This window comes from Rhizobium sp. AG207R, assembly GCF_027109195.1.
GTDB lineage: Bacteria > Pseudomonadota > Alphaproteobacteria > Rhizobiales > Rhizobiaceae > Rhizobium > Rhizobium dioscoreae.
This window is the reverse complement of sequence record NZ_JAEPVT010000005.1, coordinates 134,785-151,762: the sequence shown is the minus strand read 5'-3', so window position 1 is coordinate 151,762 and position 16,978 is coordinate 134,785. Positions and strand designations below refer to the sequence as shown.

Annotated in this window: 17 protein-coding genes; 6 read left to right on the top strand and 11 right to left on the bottom strand. The window is 59.3% G+C overall.

The genetic code is table 11. The features are described from left to right. The first annotated feature begins 121 nt into the window (after window positions 1-121). Entirely contained in the window at window positions 122-346 is a 225-nt protein-coding gene (locus JJQ51_RS13165; RefSeq protein WP_113329267.1) for a hypothetical protein, read from the top strand. 72 nt (window positions 347-418) lie between these two features. Here JJQ51_RS13165 and JJQ51_RS13160 read toward each other — a convergent pair whose 3' ends face one another. Together JJQ51_RS13160 and JJQ51_RS13155 are read right to left on the bottom strand one after the other, a co-directional pair. Then, complete coding sequence (locus JJQ51_RS13160) at window positions 419-898, bottom strand: pyridoxamine 5'-phosphate oxidase family protein (protein WP_113350915.1); 480 nt, start codon at window positions 896-898, stop codon at window positions 419-421. Between the two features lie 59 nt (window positions 899-957). Continuing rightward, a complete protein-coding gene (locus tag JJQ51_RS13155; RefSeq protein WP_233788653.1) occupies window positions 958-1,224 on the bottom strand; it encodes a hypothetical protein in 267 nt (88 codons plus the stop codon). A gap of 274 nt (window positions 1,225-1,498) precedes the next feature. Here JJQ51_RS13155 and JJQ51_RS13150 point away from each other — a divergent pair, with 274 nt between their 5' ends. The 3 genes from JJQ51_RS13150 (at window position 1,499) to JJQ51_RS13140 (ending at window position 3,720) form a co-directional block, all read left to right on the top strand. Beyond that, window positions 1,499-1,789, top strand: coding sequence for a hypothetical protein (locus tag JJQ51_RS13150; RefSeq protein WP_113350917.1), 291 nt, complete (start codon window positions 1,499-1,501; stop codon window positions 1,787-1,789). Between the two features lie 51 nt (window positions 1,790-1,840). Then, window positions 1,841-2,383 carry a DUF1269 domain-containing protein gene (locus tag JJQ51_RS13145; RefSeq protein WP_113350918.1) on the top strand — a complete coding sequence of 181 codons (543 nt, stop codon included), beginning with the start codon at window positions 1,841-1,843 and terminating at the stop codon, window positions 2,381-2,383. Window positions 2,384-2,601: 218 nt separating this feature from the next. Continuing rightward, on the top strand, window positions 2,602-3,720 hold the full coding sequence (locus tag JJQ51_RS13140; RefSeq protein WP_113329262.1) for an FUSC family protein: 1,119 nt from the start codon (window positions 2,602-2,604) through the stop codon (window positions 3,718-3,720). A 20-nt stretch (window positions 3,721-3,740) separates the two neighbouring features. Here the strand turns inward: JJQ51_RS13140 and manD are convergent, their stop codons facing one another. Together manD and JJQ51_RS13130 are read right to left on the bottom strand one after the other, a co-directional pair. Continuing rightward, on the bottom strand, window positions 3,741-4,943 hold the full coding sequence (gene manD, locus JJQ51_RS13135; protein WP_113389521.1) for a D-mannonate dehydratase ManD: 1,203 nt from the start codon (window positions 4,941-4,943) through the stop codon (window positions 3,741-3,743). 30 nt (window positions 4,944-4,973) lie between these two features. After that, entirely contained in the window at window positions 4,974-6,287 is a 1,314-nt protein-coding gene (locus tag JJQ51_RS13130) for an MFS transporter (RefSeq protein ID WP_113350920.1), read from the bottom strand. Between the two features lie 125 nt (window positions 6,288-6,412). On the opposite strand from JJQ51_RS13130, the gene JJQ51_RS13125 reads away from it, so the two are divergent. Next, window positions 6,413-7,177, top strand: coding sequence for a GntR family transcriptional regulator (locus tag JJQ51_RS13125; protein ID WP_113350921.1), 765 nt, complete (start codon window positions 6,413-6,415; stop codon window positions 7,175-7,177). 68 nt (window positions 7,178-7,245) lie between these two features. On the opposite strand, the gene JJQ51_RS13120 is transcribed toward JJQ51_RS13125, so the two are convergent. From JJQ51_RS13120 to JJQ51_RS13095, 6 genes are read right to left on the bottom strand one after another with little or no spacing between them, the layout of a single operon-like run. Continuing rightward, window positions 7,246-8,349 (bottom strand): ABC transporter ATP-binding protein, encoded by a 1,104-nt coding sequence (locus tag JJQ51_RS13120; protein ID WP_269244794.1) that lies wholly within the window; start codon window positions 8,347-8,349, stop codon window positions 7,246-7,248. Next, window positions 8,349-10,457 (bottom strand): ADP-ribosylglycohydrolase family protein, encoded by a 2,109-nt coding sequence (locus tag JJQ51_RS13115; protein ID WP_269244793.1) that lies wholly within the window; start codon window positions 10,455-10,457, stop codon window positions 8,349-8,351. Before JJQ51_RS13115 ends, JJQ51_RS13120 begins: the two co-directional genes overlap by 1 nt. A 28-nt stretch (window positions 10,458-10,485) precedes the next feature. Further along, on the bottom strand, window positions 10,486-11,319 hold the full coding sequence (locus JJQ51_RS13110; protein ID WP_269244792.1) for a carbohydrate ABC transporter permease: 834 nt from the start codon (window positions 11,317-11,319) through the stop codon (window positions 10,486-10,488). Continuing rightward, window positions 11,316-12,161, bottom strand: coding sequence for a carbohydrate ABC transporter permease (locus JJQ51_RS13105; RefSeq protein WP_269244791.1), 846 nt, complete (start codon window positions 12,159-12,161; stop codon window positions 11,316-11,318). The genes JJQ51_RS13110 and JJQ51_RS13105 overlap by 4 nt, the downstream gene beginning before the upstream one ends. 51 nt (window positions 12,162-12,212) lie before the next feature. Then, on the bottom strand, window positions 12,213-13,532 hold the full coding sequence (locus JJQ51_RS13100; protein ID WP_269244790.1) for an ABC transporter substrate-binding protein: 1,320 nt from the start codon (window positions 13,530-13,532) through the stop codon (window positions 12,213-12,215). A 24-nt stretch (window positions 13,533-13,556) separates the two neighbouring features. Continuing rightward, window positions 13,557-14,570, bottom strand: coding sequence for a LacI family DNA-binding transcriptional regulator (locus JJQ51_RS13095; RefSeq protein WP_269244789.1), 1,014 nt, complete (start codon window positions 14,568-14,570; stop codon window positions 13,557-13,559). Window positions 14,571-14,802: 232 nt separating this feature from the next. Here JJQ51_RS13095 and JJQ51_RS13090 point away from each other — a divergent pair, with 232 nt between their 5' ends. Further along, window positions 14,803-15,369: a hypothetical protein gene (locus JJQ51_RS13090; protein WP_331275826.1), complete on the top strand. Its 567-nt coding sequence runs from the start codon at window positions 14,803-14,805 to the stop codon at window positions 15,367-15,369. Window positions 15,370-15,579: 210 nt separating this feature from the next. Here the strand turns inward: JJQ51_RS13090 and JJQ51_RS13085 are convergent, their stop codons facing one another. Beyond that, window positions 15,580-16,818 (bottom strand): metallochaperone AztD, encoded by a 1,239-nt coding sequence (locus JJQ51_RS13085; RefSeq protein ID WP_113350928.1) that lies wholly within the window; start codon window positions 16,816-16,818, stop codon window positions 15,580-15,582. Window positions 16,819-16,978: the final 160 nt, after the last annotated feature.

The window sequence follows — 16,978 nt, the reverse complement described above, 5'->3', positions numbered from 1 at the left end:
TTTCAATTGATTGATGGAGATATTTCATACTGACGCGGCCTGGTCACGGGTGGAAGTTTATCCCTAAGTTTCTATATTCGAGGGATGCTCATGGTCTGACAAACAGGAAGAGGAGCAGGACATGATATTGACTTCACAAGACGTCACCTCCGTACTCGGCCCTGTAGACGAGACCCTTATCGCTGATATCGTTGCGACAGGTGCAACGCCGACGGAACTGTCCGAGGCATGGGCTTGGGTCAACAGCGATGAGGCTTTGATCGGCGAAGGCCGCCATCTGCCAGACGGCAAGGTGGCAGCGCTGGTGGATCTGCTTTCCGCCGATGACGAGGAATGGGAAGAATAGCAATTCGCGCCCTTCTCAGGGCTTGAGGCAAGCCATGTCGCCATCTATGCGCGGCATGGCTCCAGCTAAAGGCTAAAGCTCGACCTTTACATTGTCGCCCATGTCGGGTCTTCTATTCGAGACTGCGGCGGCCGCCATCTTGATGTAGCTGATGATGCTGCCGGGGCTATCCCAATATTCGGCGAAGACAGGTGTTACCTTCAAAACACGGATCGAAGGATCATCGGCACTATCCCACCAGGCCCTGGCGCCCGTGGACCAGAGATCCCTGACGCGTTCGCGGTCGTTGCTGACTTCAGCCGTTCCGGATATCGAAACATATTTCTGACCCCTGGTGTCGGCAAAGGCGAGGCAGACATTCGGCCAGCGGGCGATCTCCTCATCCTTGTGGCCCGCAACATCCGTCAGGAAATAGATTGCATTTTCAATTGGCTCCGGATGCGCCGCCATCGGCCGGGCGCGCAGGCTGCCGGATATTTGCGTGGTCAACATGCAAAAGCCGATCTTGTCGACCAGCTCCCAAACGCGGGCGTTTTCGTCGGTCTCGGTCATGGCTGTCTCCTGTTCTTGATTGCAAAAGGATGGAGCGGGTGAAATCATCCCGATGAAGCCTACGGCTGCTCGCGGGTTCCTGGTGCAGCCTCACGCTCATCCGCATCTTCGAGATCGCTCTTTACGACAAAGGCATCGTCGTGCTGGCGCACGGCCTCCTTCTCCGCTTCGATATTGGGCAGGTCGTCGGGAGTGCGCTCCTTGACGTGCTCCGACGTCGCGTCGATCTCGCCTTTGGTCTGGTCGGCCGGAACGGATCCGATGCCATGATGCGTAGCGTCATGCTCGGTCCTTGCATGGCCTTTGTCTTGTTGCGTGTCCGTCATGTCGATTTTCCTGTTCGTCTGATCCGTAAGATCTCGCGTCATGTCGAATGCAGCAGGGCCGGGAGCTTTTCCGCGTGAAAAGGCGGCCGGGCCATATCAATCAAACCGTACGGCAGCCGCATTGTTTCGTATCGGCTGGGGCGTAATGACAAGGTTTCGCGGCCGGCGGGATGAGTAGAAGGGAACCTTGAACCCGAATTTACGTCTTCCTACGTGAGTAGCAGTCGAGGCTTTATGAGCTCGGCTGCAATCACGTCTGTTAGGAGTGACCAAAATGGAAGATAGAACCAGAACCATCGAAGACCTCACCGTCGAAGAGCGCGAGGAAATCCTCATCGACGCCGCCCGGACGCTGGAGGGCAACGCACGCGAGGCTCTCGTCGAAGGCAATCAGCAATTTGCGGCGCTTTCCACCAATATGGCGCAAGCGATCCGCATCCATGCCGACGAACTGGCGCGCGACAATCCCGAACAAGCGGAAGAATTGCTGCAGCAGGCTGTCGCAATGATCTCGCAGTTCAATGCTACTCATCCTTACCGGTTGATCAGCACGGCTGTTCACTAGTCGGCCCGATGCCCTACTTCTTGTCTCGACAACACCACCCGGAGGATTTCGATGTCAGAACTCATAGTGCTTGGTTTCGATGATGCCGATAAGGCGGATGCTATCCTTAATCGTCTCGTTCAGCTCGAGAAGGAATATCTGATCGATCTGGAAGATGCCGTTATCGCCATTCGCGACGAATCCGGTAAGGTCCGTCTCAAGCAGAGTGTCAATCTGACCGCTGCCGGTGCCGCAAGCGGCGGTCTTTCGGGTGCGTTATGGGGCTCGCTCGTTGGCCTGATCTTCCTCAATCCTCTTGCGGGCCTGGTGGTCGGCGGTGCGATCGGTGCCGGCTCCGGTGCTCTCGCCGGATCGATGGCCGATTACGGCATCGATGACGGCCTCATCGAAAAGCTCGCCGAAACCATTCCGGTGCATAGTTCCGCGCTCTTCCTGCTGATCCGCAAGGTTCAGCCCGAGAAGGTCCTCGCCGAATTCAAGGGCGAGCATGCGCGGCTGTTGCGCACCTCGCTTTCACCGGAACAGGAAGCACGGCTGCGACAAGTTCTCGTTGAGGAGACCTCGCCGACGTCTGCGGCGTCCGCCACCGTTTGAGCGTAAAATCCGATCCGTAGCGGTCAGTCAAAGCCGTGCTTCCGCAGAGGACACGGCGAGCCATCGGATGATTTGCCATTATTCGCTCTCCTTCCATATCAGGCCGAACACTGCCATTGTAATTCGCGGGTTCATCCCGCGATCGGCGTTGCAGCAGGGGAGGGGGCAAGACCCTAACGGCCATTGTCAGCATACGTTTTCAGACCAAAAGTAGCGCGATGACCGAACCCGTATCGCCTCAAAGCCAGCCCCCGCCAAAGCCCAGGATATCGCTGATCCAGACCAAGCGCGCGGCGGTGCAGGCGTTGCGTGTCATGATCGCCTGCACGATCACCTATGCCGTCTCCCAGCTTCTGCAACTTCAGCAAGGCTATTGGGCCGTCTTCACGGTGCTGATCGTCATGCAGGCATCTGTCGGCGCCACCGCCGGCATGGCTGTCGACCGTCTGGTGGCGACCGTCGCCGGAGCTATGCTCGGAGGAGCAGCGGTGTTCGTCACACCGCACGAGCCGCTCGCTATCGGGATCGCACTTATCTGTGTCGTCGGCTTTTCTAGCTTTGTGTCGGCGCGCGTGCCTCGCCTGCGCAATGCAGGGCTGACGGCGGCGATCGTCATGCTGACGCATTCCGCCGCCGTTCCCGTCGAGATTTTCGTCATCGACCGCATCGCCGAGATCACGTTGGGCGGTGTCGTGGGCGTGCTCGCCAGCCTCTTCATCCTGCCGACGCGTTCGCGGACCATGGTGCTCGATCGTTTCGGATCGGCCCTCGATGTCATGGCGCAGATATTGCGCACTCTGGCAACCGCAGTCGAAAAAGGAGAGCCGGTCTCGGCTTCCGAAGCCAATATCGCGCTGCGTCAATCGCTGATGGCAACGGAAACGCTTTTGACCGACGCCCAGCGCGAGCGCGCCTTCTGGTTGACGAGGCATGGGATTTCTGAGGCCATCCCTCGCTCTCTCTGGCGCATTCGCAACGACATGACCTATGTCAGCCATATCGTGGAAACGCCCTTCCCACCGGCGATCGTCGAAGCGATCGGGCCGCAAGCAGGGCAAGTGCTCGAGGCACAGGCCCGCTTCGCGGAAGCATGTGGCCGGGCGCTTCGTTCAGGCGGCGAGATCGATCCCAAGGTGCTCTCCGCCGGTGATGAGGCCTTCGAAGCCGCTTTCAGCGCTCTGCAGAATTCGACAGAGGCCCAATCGATGGGCTTCAGCGAAACCGGCCGTCTATTCGGCCTTGATTTCACCTTGCGCCGGATGCGGCAGAATTTTTTGGATCTTGCCGACCGCATCCGCGAAAGCGATGTCAATGAAAAGGCCGGCGGGCTCGGGTAAGCCGGCCGGCCCTGAAACAATCACCAACTCCACATGGTCCCATCGGAAAGCCGCGCGACGTCGAGATAGGCCTGCCGATACGGATATTTCTCGGCCGCTTTCTCGTCGAAGTCGACGCCGTGGCCCGGCTTTTCGCCGCTGTAGAGATGGCCGTCCTTCAGATGCCATTCGTGAGGGAAGACGTTTTTGGCTTCGTCCGGATGGAAGGCATATTCCTGAATGCCGAAATTCGGCACCCAGCGATCGAAGTGCAGAGCAGCGCCCATCGTGATCGGCGACATGTCGGCCGCGCCATGGCAGGCCGTGCGGATGTGATAGAGGCCGGCGAGATCGGCGATGCGCCGCACATGGGTGATGCCGCCGGCATGCAGCGGCGTCGTGCGGATATAGTCGATCAGCTGTTCCTGGATCAGCTGGCGGCAATCATGGATCGAGTTGAAGACCTCGCCGAGTGCGAGCGGCGTGGTCGAGTGCTGGCGGATGAGGCGGAAGGATTCTTGGTTTTCGGCTGGAACTGCGTCTTCGAGCCAGAAGAGCCTGTGGCGCTCCACGTCCTTCGCAAGCCCTGCCGCTTCCTGCGGCGTCAGGCGATGGTGGACGTCGTGCAGCAGGTGGAGATCATAACCGAAGCGATCGCGCAGATGGTCGAGGAGCTTCGGCAGGAACCGCAGATAGGTCGGCGTATCCCATAGCGTTTCCCGTGGCTTGTCTTCCGCCTGGGCCAGCGAACCGACCTTTTCGACGCCATAGGTGATGGGCAGGCCGGGAACGGCGCTCTGCACGCGGATTGCCTTCCAGCCCTGTTCCTTGAAGGCGGCGACCTTGTCGCCTGTTTCCTCGATCGTCTCGCCGTTGGCATGGGTATAGGCCAGCATATGCGTGCGGCTGGCGCCACCGAGCAGTTGATAGAGCGGCATGTTGGCCGCCTTGGCTTTGATGTCCCACAGCGCTACGTCCACGGCGGCGATTGCCGCCATAGTGATCGGGCCGCGGCGCCAATAGGCACCCTTGTAGAAATACTGCCAGATATCCTCGATCTGCGATGCATCGCGGCCGATGAGGCAGGGAACGAGGTGATCCTGCAAATAGGAGGCGACGGCCAGTTCGCGGCCGTTCACCGTGGCGTCGCCGATGCCGTAAATCCCTTCGTCCGTCTCGATCTTGAGCGTGACAAAGTTGCGTCCGGGCGAGCAGACGATGACCTTCGCATTGGTGATTTTCATGGGAACCCTTTCATGGTCTAAGGATCTAAATCATGCCTTCGGATCGGCGATCGGTTCGATGCGGCCGAGGACGAAGACATAGGAGACGATGCCGATCGCCAGCATCGCGCCGGCCAGAAGGAAGGCGCGGCTGAAGGACTGCGTAGCGCCGACGATGAAGCCGGTGATGATCGGCGCGGCGATGCCGGTGACGCTGTTGAGGAAGTTCATGATGCCGCCAACCGTGGCCGCGCCACCTTTGGGAGCGATCAGCGCAGGGATCGACCATCCGGCCGGTGCGGCAGCGGCAAGGCCGCTCAGCGAAATCGTGATCCAGAGAATGGCCCAATAGGGATCGGCCGTGAGGCCGGCGCCGACGACGGCAAGACCCATCAGCATGCCGAAAACGATGATCGACTTGCGAACCTTGGATTCGTCGTGGCCCTTGCGGATGAGATGGTCGATCAGCCAGCCGCCGATCAGGAGATCCGAGATCGTCGCAAAGATCCATGGGATCGTCGTGAAGCTTGCCGATTTCAGGATGTCCATATGCATCTCCTTGACCAGATAATCCGGCAGCCAGAAGATGAAGAGGGCGAAAGCATAGCCATAGGCGGCAAAGCCGATCGAAAGGCCCCAGACCTTGCGATTGCGCAGGAGGTAGCCGAGCATGCCGACGGCATTGGCCGAGGCTTCGCCTTCCTGGGCAGCGCCGCCGGCCTTCAGATAGGCCCGCTCCTCATCGGAAAGGTTCCTGTCGACACTGGGGTCGCGGTAGAACAGCCAGAACATGACAAAGAAGACGAAGCTGATGATAGCCGTCGCCAGGAAGCCGCCGCGCCAGCCGAAATGCAGCATCAGGAAGGCGACCAGCGGGATGGCGATGACATTGGAGAATTTCGCGGCAGCATCGAAGAGTGCGGTTGCGAGACCGCGTTCATGGCGCGGGAACCAATAGCCGGTCGCCTTCGAATTGGCCGGGAAGCCCGGAGTTTCCGCTACGCCCAGAAGCATGCGGGAAAGAAAAAGCGTCTGCATGCCCGTCGAAAAGGCCGTGATGACGGAGGCGACACCCCAGGAGAATGTGCTCCAACGCATGACCCGCATTACGCCGAAACGGTCAAGCAGCATTCCGACGGGAATTTGCAGGAAACCGTAGGTCCAGCCGAAGGCGCTGAACAGGATGCCCATTTCTGCAGGGCCGATGTGAAAATCGTCCTGAATGAGCGGCGAAGCGACCGTCAGGTTCACCCGGTCGAAATAATTGACGAGAACGCCGAGCGCGAGAAGCGCGCCGATCCACCAGCGTCGATTGGTGGATGGCCGGCGCATGGCGCCAACAGCTGATGCGTGTTCGATTGTCATAGATTCCTCCCTCTAAGAAATATCACGCTACTAATCTGAAATTTCACATGACGCAATGATTTTGATATAAGCAGCCAAAAGTCAATGCCTACCCTCGTGAATCGGGCGGGAGGGACGTTGGTGAGTTGGAGCGGGAAAAGATCGACAGCGCGATGGTCAAGAAGGAAAAACAGTCTCGAAGCCTGTCGGAGGAGGCCTATGATCGCCTTGAAAGCATGATCGTTTCCACAGAACTGATGCCCGGCGCACGCTACACGATCCAGCAGTTGCAGCAGCAGGCGGGGCTCGGCCGCACGCCCGTTCATGATGCGGTCAAGCGCCTTTCCGCAAATCAGCTCATCCATGTCAGCCCGCGCTCGGGCCTACGGATCGCGCCTGTCAATCTGGCGCAGGAGCGGACCTTGCTTCCCTTGCGTACGGAAATGGAGGCGATTGCCTGCGGGCTTGCGACCGAGCGGGCGACGCCTCAGGATCACAAGATCCTCAGAACCTTCATTACCGATCTGGAGGCTTCCAAGGCGGAACTCAGCCTTGAGCGATTCAATGTCACCGACCGGCTATTGAACAGAGCGATCCTGACGGCATCCGGAGAGCCGCTCCTGGCGAACACGCTCATTCCACTCCAGACGCTCTATCGCCGTACCGGATGGATCTATCACACCTATCTCGGCCCTGGCGCGCCGATGGAGACGACTGTCGAAAGCCATATATCGCTGTTGCGCTTCATCGTTTCGGGAGATCGAGACCGCACGGAGAAGTTTGTGCGTGAGATGATGGAGGACCTCGGCAATATGTTGCTGAAGGTGCGCCAGTCGATCGATCCGGCAACACTCGATGTCAGCCTTGCCGATATAGCTGTCAGGACCGGTGTCGCCGGGCCGATCAACTGATCGAGCAGGTATCCCGCAAATTCGACATGGCGCGGGTTGAAGTGCCGCCTTACGACGGCGCTTTGGCGTCACGAATGTTGCAGGTCCCGCTCGACGGCCTTATCGGTCAGCCGGCGCCCGCCGGCATCGAACAGGCAGATCCGTTCCGTCCGCGGCTGCAGCCAGATCGTCTCTTCCGGTTCGATATCGAGCCGGTCATGGAAGACGGTGACGATTGTCTGCCCGCCCACGATTGCCGTTATATGCGTTTCGGAACCGAGCGGCTCTACCACCACCACGCGCGCGGGAATGCCGATATTTGCGGGCGCGAGGATGAGATATTCCGGTCGGATGCCGTAGACGCCTTTCACGCCGGAAACCCTGGGAGTGTTGTCGGGCAGGGGCAACAGGACGCCTTCATTGGTCTTGAAGACAGGCTTTCCGCCATCAGTGTCGAAGCGTCCATTCAGGAGGTTCATGGCCGGCGAGCCGATGAACGCGGCAACGAAGGTGCTTTGCGGGTTGTCGTAAAGCTCGAGCGGCTTGCCGATCTGCTCGATATGGCCGCCGTTCATGACGACGATGCGGTCGGCCATGGTCATGGCTTCGACCTGGTCGTGGGTGACGTAGATGGTCGTCGTTGCCAGGCGCCGGTGCAGGCTCTTGATCTCGGCGCGCATGGCGACGCGAAGCTTCGCGTCCAGATTGGACAGAGGTTCGTCGAACAGAAAGACTTGCGGATTGCGGACGATCGAACGGCCCATGGCGACGCGCTGGCGCTGGCCGCCGGAGAGCTGGCGGGGATAGCGCCCGAGGAGATCGGTGAGGCCGAGAATCTGCGCAGCATGTGCCACGCGCTTTTGCTTTTCTTCCTTCGCGGCTCCGGCAAGTGTCAGCGAGAAGGCCATGTTTTCGGCAACCGTCATATGCGGGTAGAGCGCATAATTCTGGAAGACCATGGATATGTCGCGCTCCTTGGGCGGCAGGTTGTTGACGACGCGCCCTCCGATGCTGATCGTGCCGCCGGTAATATCTTCAAGGCCGGCGATCATTCTGAGGAGGGTTGACTTGCCGCAGCCCGAGGGGCCCACAAGCACGACGAATTCGCCGTCGGCAATGTCGGCGGAGACGCCGTGGAGAACTTCCACGGCGCCATAGGCCTTGCGTGCCTTATCGATGGTGACCGTTGCCATCATACCCCTCCGATCCGGATCTCGTTCGATGACAAGGCGCCTTCATGGATGAGAAGGCCGACGCCGCCGTCACGGAAGGCATCGGCGGCGGTATCTTCCGCCGTCACCGAAACACCGTCGGCTTCGAAGGTGATGCGCGCACCCTGCGCCGAGACCTTCATGGCGATAAGCTTGTCGAACTCGGTCTTGAAGGCGGTTTCGGCAAGAACCTTGGTTTCCTCGTCGCGCACTTTGACGATCTGCATCTTGCCGTCGCGTGTCACGCGGGCGCCGTAGTATCGGCGTAGGCCCTGAGCGCGGATGGCAAGGCCACCGTAATTGCCGAGATGGATCATAACCTGGCCCGAGGCCTGGTAGTCGGCCCATTGGCGCGTGCCGTGAATGATGATGCCTTCGCCTCGGTTCTGCGCGATGCGGAAGGCGGCTGGGAAGCGCTTGGAGAAGAAGCTTGCGCCGTTCACCCAAGCCATGCGCCAGAAATCGCCATCGCCTGCCGGGCGCTTCAATGTCAGTTTGGGCACGCCGTCCCAGCGGAGATAATCGACGAACAGGCGGCCATCGGCGCGCCTGCCGGTGCCGGTTACGACGATGCCGATCTCGGCGATCGGCTGGCCGTCGATCTCAGGAAGGGTCCATTCGAGAATGGCTTCCGAGCCCGGTTCTATGACGACCGGCGCCGAGTCGATGTCGCTCAACTGATCGCGTCCATCATAGACCCGGATGCGCAAACGCGCTTCGATTATGCCGCGGTTCTGGCCGTTGGCCTTGACGCGGGCCTTCACCGTCTGGCCCGGATAGACGAGTGGTGTCGCCATCAGGTCGTAGGTGCGCATGTCGAGCATTTCGCGTGGCGAGAAGGTCGGCGTCGTCACGACGGCGCTTTGCGCCGGTCCGAGGGCTTCGTAATCGATCGTCAGCGCGCGGCCGCTTTCGAATTCGGCATTGCCGACACGCACGCCGCCTGTCGCGTCGAGACCTGTCAGTGGGCGGAAGCCCTGCTGGCTGCCGGGAAGCGAGAAGTGAAATTGCGCACCGTTTTTCGGGGCCTTGAGCGATTGTTGCCCGGCAAGCTGGAGACCGAGATTGGTCAAGAAATAGGCCTGACGCACGGCATCGTTGATGGAATTGCCGCCGTCGGCAGACGAGATCAGCATGCGATCGGCGATAGGGCCGCGGAAGTCCGGCCCTTCGGCAAGTCCATTGAGGCCGTTCATGATGCCGAGCAGGCAGCCGACATTGCCGGCGTTGCAGTCAGTATCCCAGCCCGATGTGTTGACGATCATCTGCGCCTTTTGGAAATCGTGCGGCGCATAGAGCACCGTCATGATCATCAGCGCGTGATTGGGCATGATATGGCAGTTGCCGGGATATTTGTCGTAGCCGTAATTGTCCTGGATCTTCTGGCGCGTGTCGCGCCAATCGGGATGAGCCTTGTGCCAGGCCCTGATGTCGGCAATCAGCTTGGCGATCTGGCTGTCGCTCGGGATCTGCTTCAGCCCCGTGTCGATCAGATGGTCGATGTCTGAGGCGATGAAAGCTTCGGCCTCCATCGCCGCCCACAGCATGGCGGCATAAACGGATTCGCCATCATGGCTGACCTTGCCGGCCTGTTCCGCAAGCTTGGCCGCGAGTTCCGGCTGGCCAGGGGCGACCATCGCCCATCCATCGATGAAGATCTGGGCGCCGATCTGCTCGGCAACGCCCCGGCCATTGGTCGTGATCGAACCGGACTGCGGGGCCGGCACGCCCTTCTTGAGATTGAGCCAGGCGGTGTGTTCGGTGGAGTTGCCATTGCCGCCCCACCAGAGGATCGCGCGTTCCTCGACGATGTAGTTGAGCCAGGCCTTGCCGATTTCCTCGGCCGAGAGGTTCGATTTGATGCCGTAATCTTCCAGCGCGCGGATGAAGGTGAAGGTGCCAGCGACATCGTCGTCGGTGACGACGAGCGGCTGGTTCAGGCGTTCATGCACGTAATATTCGATAGGGCCGAGTTCTTCCATGATCTTCTGGTAGGTCCATCCCTCGAAAGGACGGCCGAGATAGACGCCGATGAGCTTGCCCAGCACGCCAGCATAGACACGTTCGAGATAGTCGTTCGGAAGCTGCATTGCTTACTCCATTTATCGATAAATTCGTTCAGCCCTTGACGGAGCCGCCAGCCATGCCCTCGATGAAGCGCTTCTGCATGAAGACAAAAAGCGCGACGACGGGCACGACGATAATGAGCGCTGCGGCCATGATCTCACCCCAATCGGAGCTGTACTGGCCGGACAGCAGGAAGAAGGCGATGACGGCGGTCATGTTCTCCTGCTTCTGCAGGAAGGTCGTGGCGACCAGGAACTCGTTCCAGGAGTTCAATCCGATAATCAGCGCCACGGTGAGGATGCCCGGCGAGACGATCGGCAGCATCACCCGCCAGAAGACCTGCCAATGCGTAGCGCCGTCGACGATCGCTGCTTCCTCAAGCTCCTTTGGAACCGCCAGGAAATAGGTTCTGAGCAGCATCACGGCAAAGGGGCTGTAGAGCGCGGTGTAGATCAGCGCCACGCCGAAGATGTTGTTGATGAGCCCGAGCTTGGCGAAGCCGAAATAGAGCGGGAAGATATAGAGCTGGATCGGTGCGGTCGTGGTCGCCAGCAGATAGAAGGTGAAGATCTTCCAGCTTTTGATCTTGCGGCGCGCGATGACATAGGCCGTCAGCGACGATGTGGTGCAGACGAGCGCGATCGTCGTGCCGGAGACGATCAGCGAATTGACGAAAGTCTTCGAGAATTTCGCGTGATTCCAGGCATTGGCAAAATTCTGCCAACGGATCAGTTGCGGCAGGCCGAGTGGATTCTGCACGATCTGAGCCGCCGACTTCAGCGAGTTCAGCACCAGAAGCGCGATCGGGAAGAGGGCAATGAAGGCGAATATGCCGAGAAGGATATAGCAGACCCAGAGGGTCAAGCGGCTTTCCACGAGCCTCATTGTTCGCCCTCCCTGGTCTGGATGCGCACGTAGAAGAAGGTGCCGACCAGCCCGAACAGGCTGATGATGAGGGCTGCCGCGGCCGCCTGTCCGACGTTCAGATCATAGAAAGCCTTGCGATAGGCGAGTGTCGACAACAGTTCGCTAGAGAAGGCGGGGCCGCCTTGGGTGAGGATGTAGACGAAATCGAAGGCGAGGAACGACCAGATGACGGTCATGATCATCATCAGCGTAATCGTAGGCCGGATGCCGGGAAGCAGCACATAGCGCATCATCTGGAAATAGGTGGCGCCTTCGATGCGGGCCGCCTCGATCTGCTCCTGCGGCACCTGCCGCAATGCGGCGAAGAAGATGACGCAGAGAAAGCCCCACCAGTGCCACAGGTCGACGGTTGCGACGCCGAAGAGTGCGATCGACGGCTGGGTTAGCGGATTGGGGATCGGCAATCCGTATTTCTTGAGGAGGCCGAAGACGCCGGTCACGGGGCTATAGATCATCCCCTGCCAGATGCGGGACGTGATCGCGGTCGCGATGACGACGGGTAGGAAATAGACGACCTGAAAGAAATTGCTGCCGCGGCGCACGATCAGCAGCATTGAGGCGGCAAGCAGCCCCATGAGGATTGGCACCGTCAGGAAGACGATGGTCCAGATGATGTTGTTGCCGAGCGCCAGCCAGAAGACGCGGTCGCCGGCAAGCGCGCGGAAATTGTCGAGGCCCGCGAAGGTGGGCGGGGAAATGCCGTCCCAGTTGCAAAAGGCAAGTGCCACCGTCAGCAAAGCAGGGATGAGGACGATGATGATATTAATGATCATCGTCGGAACGAGATAGAGTCGGTGCATAATATCCTCCGGACGAGGACGGCGCTTTCAGCGCCGTCCTGCGGCGGCTTGTCAGGTGCGGGGCGGGACCGCCGGCGCCTTGCCGGCGTCACGTTCCTGCTTGAAGGTCTCGTCAAGCTTCTTCAGGAAGTCGGCCGACTTCGTTTTCTTGAGCCAGACCTCTTCCATGCCGCTGACCAGGTATGTGTCTGTGGCCGGCGGCAGGAAGGTCCAGGTCGTGTAGCCGTATTTGCCGGCGGCGACTGCGCCTGCCAGCTCCTTCATGGCGTCCTCGTAGAGGGGCAAGACCTTATCGGAAAGCTTGACTTTGGAGAGATCGGCCAGCGGCAGGTTCCATTCGCCCTGCCAGACGGAGTTCATCTTGCTGTAGTAGTCGTCCGTGAACATGTAGTCGAGAACGGCTGCGGCGCCATCGGCATTGCCCGACTTGGCGTTGATCGACAGCGTCGAGCCGATGCCGAGTGCGAAGATCGGATCGCCTTTCTCGCTCGGGAAGCCGACGAAACCGGGTTCCGCGTTGTTCTGCGGGAAATAGGTCTGGACGTTGGTGAAGTTCCAGGTGCCGGTCGGCGCCATGCCGGCCTGGCCGCTGGCGATCTGCGCAAAGGCTTGCTCAAGCGTCAGCGAGAAATAGTTGTCGCCGAAATATCCCTTGTCCCACCACTCCGCGAGCTTGTCGATCGAGTGGACAAAGGCGGGATCGGTCCACGGAATGGCGCCTGTCAGCGCCTTGTAGACATTCTCGGGTCCGGCAATCGAATTGATGGCGATCGAGACATAATGCTCGTTGGCCGGGCGCCAGTCGGCATTGCCGGCACCGAATGGGGTCAGGCCCTTGGCCTTCATCTCGTCGGCAAGCGCCTCGAAATCTGATATCGTCGTTGGGACCTTCCATTTGTTCTGTTCGAACAAGGTCTTGTTGTAGAAGAGGCCGAGCGTTTCGTATGTCTTCGCGAGCGCGTAGAGCTTGCCGTTGTAGCGGCCGAGATCGAGGAAGAGCGGCAGCAGACGCTCGTCCCATCCGTATTTCTTGGCGTAGTCGTCAAGCGGCATAAGCTGACCGGCCTGTGCCATTGCCGCGACATAACTCGGGCCGGCCGTGAAGACGATATCGGGGCCGGTGCCGGCCAGCATCGCGACGCGCAACTGCTTGTCGAGATCCGAGCCGCGGAAGTCGATGCTCAGGAGGTCTTCAGGATGTGCCGCATTGAACGGGTCGATCAGAATGTTCTTGAGGTTATCTTGGTTCTCCGGCGAAGCGGATTCGTACCAGAAGGATATGGGCTTTTGATCCGCCGCGAATGCGAAGCGGGACATAAGCGGCAGGGCAGCCAGGCCGAAGCCGGCTTTCAAAACTGTACGTCTGTGCATCGGTTTTCTCCTCCCGATTTGATTTTATTCGTTGCGCGTCGAACCCCTGACGATGAGATCGAAAGGCATTTCAACAGCGGTTCCAGCACCGGTCTTCTCTCCGCGCAGGCGATCCATCAGTGTCTGCGCGGCACGTTCTCCCATTTTCCATTGAAACTGCGCGACCGTCGTCAGCGTTGGGGTGACGAGCTTGGCGGCGGAAATATCGTCGAAACCGACGACAGCGATATCCTCGGGGATGCGGATGCCGCGCTCGCGCAGCGACTGCATCACCCCGATCGCCATCAGGTCGTTTGCGGCGAAGATAGCGGTCGGTCTGAAATCGCCGTTGAGGATGCTCTCGGCCGCGCGGACGCCGCCCATCTCGGAAAATTCGTCATCGATGACAACATGGTCGGGATGGCCGAACTCTGCGAGCGCCTTACGATAACCCTCGATACGGTGTGCCTGCGGACCGCCGCGCCCGGCGACGAGCGCGATGCGCTTATGACCGAGGCCCAGCAGATATTCCGTCACCGTCTGCGCCGCCGCCCTGCTGTCGACATAGATGTCGTCGATCGGGATTTCGCCGCCGCGTTTCTTGGATGATTCAATTCTTACTATGGGAACGCCGGCTTCGACCAATGGATTGAAATCCTTGGCCTTCAGCGTGAAGAAGACGCCGACCACGCCATCGACACGGCCCTGTCGGGCCCAATCGAGAAAATGACGTTCCCGCTCGGGCGTCCCGTCGGTGTTGACCGTGATCACATCGTAGTTCTGGCCGTCAGCGACCGACTGAATGCCGCGGATCAAAGACGGATAGAACGGATTGGTGATGTCAGGCACGATGCAGGCGATGGTCATCGTGCGGCTCGTCTTGAGCGCTTGTGCAAAACGGTTTGGCACGTAGCCAAGGTCCTTTGCCGCCTTGGTGATACGCTCCCATGTCTCCGCCGGGATGGATGCTCCGCCGCCGCTCAGCACCATGGAAACGGTAGCCTGCGAAACCCCCGCAGCCCTTGCGACATCCTTTTGCGTTGCTCGTCCGTTTTTCATCACTCACTTTGCTTATACGTATTAGTTATACGTATCAATAAAAGTTCGCAGGCTGAGTGTCAAGCGTCGTCATCGCCTCTGCCCATGCTTTTGGCGGAGAGGCTGCCGTGCTTTGGAGAGGTGCCGTTTATCGATATGGGCGTTCGCCTCAGGGCGCTCTGGCCTGCTCGGCCGAGCTTCATGGAAGCTTGCGCCCTAGCTTACGGGCAAATGGGTACTGGTAGCGCCCGCCTTGCTATTTATCTTACTGCGGCTTGTCTTGAGACCAATTTTTCCCCCATCACTGGAGTTTTTGACCGATTGGTACAGTCATGCCGTTTATATGGCCGCGTTCCTTATGGGAGCTGTGATGGCAACGCGTGACAATTGCTGGGATGCTATTGTCAACATGCGGAGGCCGGCATTCATTCTGACGGTCGCTTGCGCGGTGGCTTTGGTATGCCTGTTTCCCAGCCTGCCTTCCAGTGATCCAGAAATGTGGCGGCTGTCTGTAGGGAGGGTGCTTGGTGGTACGTTCCAGTGGTGCGCGATCGTCGCCGTTCTCGGCTATGCGAGGATTTGGTGCCGATCGGAAAACGCCGTGATCCGCTATCTCAACAGGGCAGTTCTCACCTACTACGTTCTCCACCAGACCGTTATGCTGCTGATCGCCTATGGGTTGGATCGTATGGGGCTCTTGTCCGCCGTGTCGTTTATCCCGATTTCCGTTGCGACTTTGGCAATCTGCGCTGTGGCTTACGAACTGAAGCTTCGTTTGGAGAGTGCCGCGAACGCAATGTTTCGCCCGCACGCTGCCTGATATCACGGGCGGGCTTGGCAAATCGGATTCTTATCGATCGTCAATTGTCGGGAGCTGGCCGCGCAACCGGCTCCCGTTGCGATGATCTACAGGTCGCGATCGATGGCATCGCGCTTAAAACATGGCGCTCCAAATAGGCGGCGGCAGTCAGAGACTGGCTGCCAACAATCAATGATCTGAGACGGATCGCAATCTCTACATCTCAGGCTCTCAATGCACCGCTCCCGATCCGCCGGCCGCAACGATTGCAAAGGGTTGCCCCTCGACGGGAATGGTGCGGACTTCCTTCAGCGATTGATTATCGACCATGCGCACGAGGCTGTGGCGGGGATCGGTAATGGCGACGAGGTTGCCGGCCATCGCCAGGCGAGGCCGCGGGTCGCGCCAGTGGCCGTCCTTGCTGTAAGGCTCGGTAACGGTTTCGGATTTCACGATCGCGCCTTTCACGACGTCAAGAAGGTGCAGAATGCCGTCCTCCGTGAGAATGTAGGCGATCTGCGGCTTTGCCGGATCGAGTACGAAATCGACCCGTCGTGTCGGCAGTTCGATCAGCTTGTATGGTTGGTCAGAATTGTCCGGATCGATCAATACGACGTTCTGCTCACCATAATTGCCGAGGAAGTATTGCATGGACGTGCCGCCGAGCAATGTCGAGACCTTGCCCTTTGGCAGGGAGGGGGCATAGGCAAGCATCTCAACCTTTGGGCCGTCGATGCCGCCAGGGCGCGCGATCAGGACACCTTCCTCGCAGCCGAAGGCAACCAGCCGGGCGGAGGTCGCTTCCCCATGAAGCCCTGTGCAGCGCTTGATATCGCCGACCTGCTCTCCCTTTCGGTCCAACACGCGCAAGCCGAAGCGCGGCGGCAATTCGCCTTCCTTGAGAGGTGCCTCCATGTTCGGCGCCGACACGAGAAGATGGTTGCCCATCGGAACGGCAACGCCATGGTGGGCGGCGATCGTCCGGAATGAACGAATATCTGCTTTGCCTTCGGCAAGGCCACTTTCGGACAGGAGATCGAACTTGTCGTCGCGATCATAGAAGATCGCGACATCGTTGCCGTGTGTCACCACGTGCCCGGGCTTTTCGCCTTTGACCGATGCTGGAAGCAATTTCGGATCGGAAAGCTCGATATCGCGATGTTCGCCGTGGTCGGAGAGGGATATGCCGGTCGCAATCGCGTGGACCACATTCTTTTCGCCTTGCACGGCAAATATGGTGCGGCCGGATTGACTGAGAGACAGGGAGGCATGGCCGTCAAGATCGAATCGGCCGATTTCCTTCCCACTCGAGGCATCGATCGCGCGGACGATCGGCAGGCTGTGATCGGCGACGAATAGGCGCCAGCTTTCCATCTCTTTTTCGTCGTCGGCAAACGATGGAAAGGCAAGCAGGAGGGCGCAAGCCAGGGATGAGGCCGCCAGGAGGATACCAGAGCTCGTGTTAGGCATGAAGGATCCTTTATGTAATAACATTACGTGTGCAGCGTAATGAAATAACGCTGTATCTGTCCAGCCCCCCCTGTGCACGCATCAGGCGAGATTGTCGGAATTCATCAACATCGAAATGGGCTTGAGGCCATCGAAGCAGTTGACGCAATTTTAACTGAAG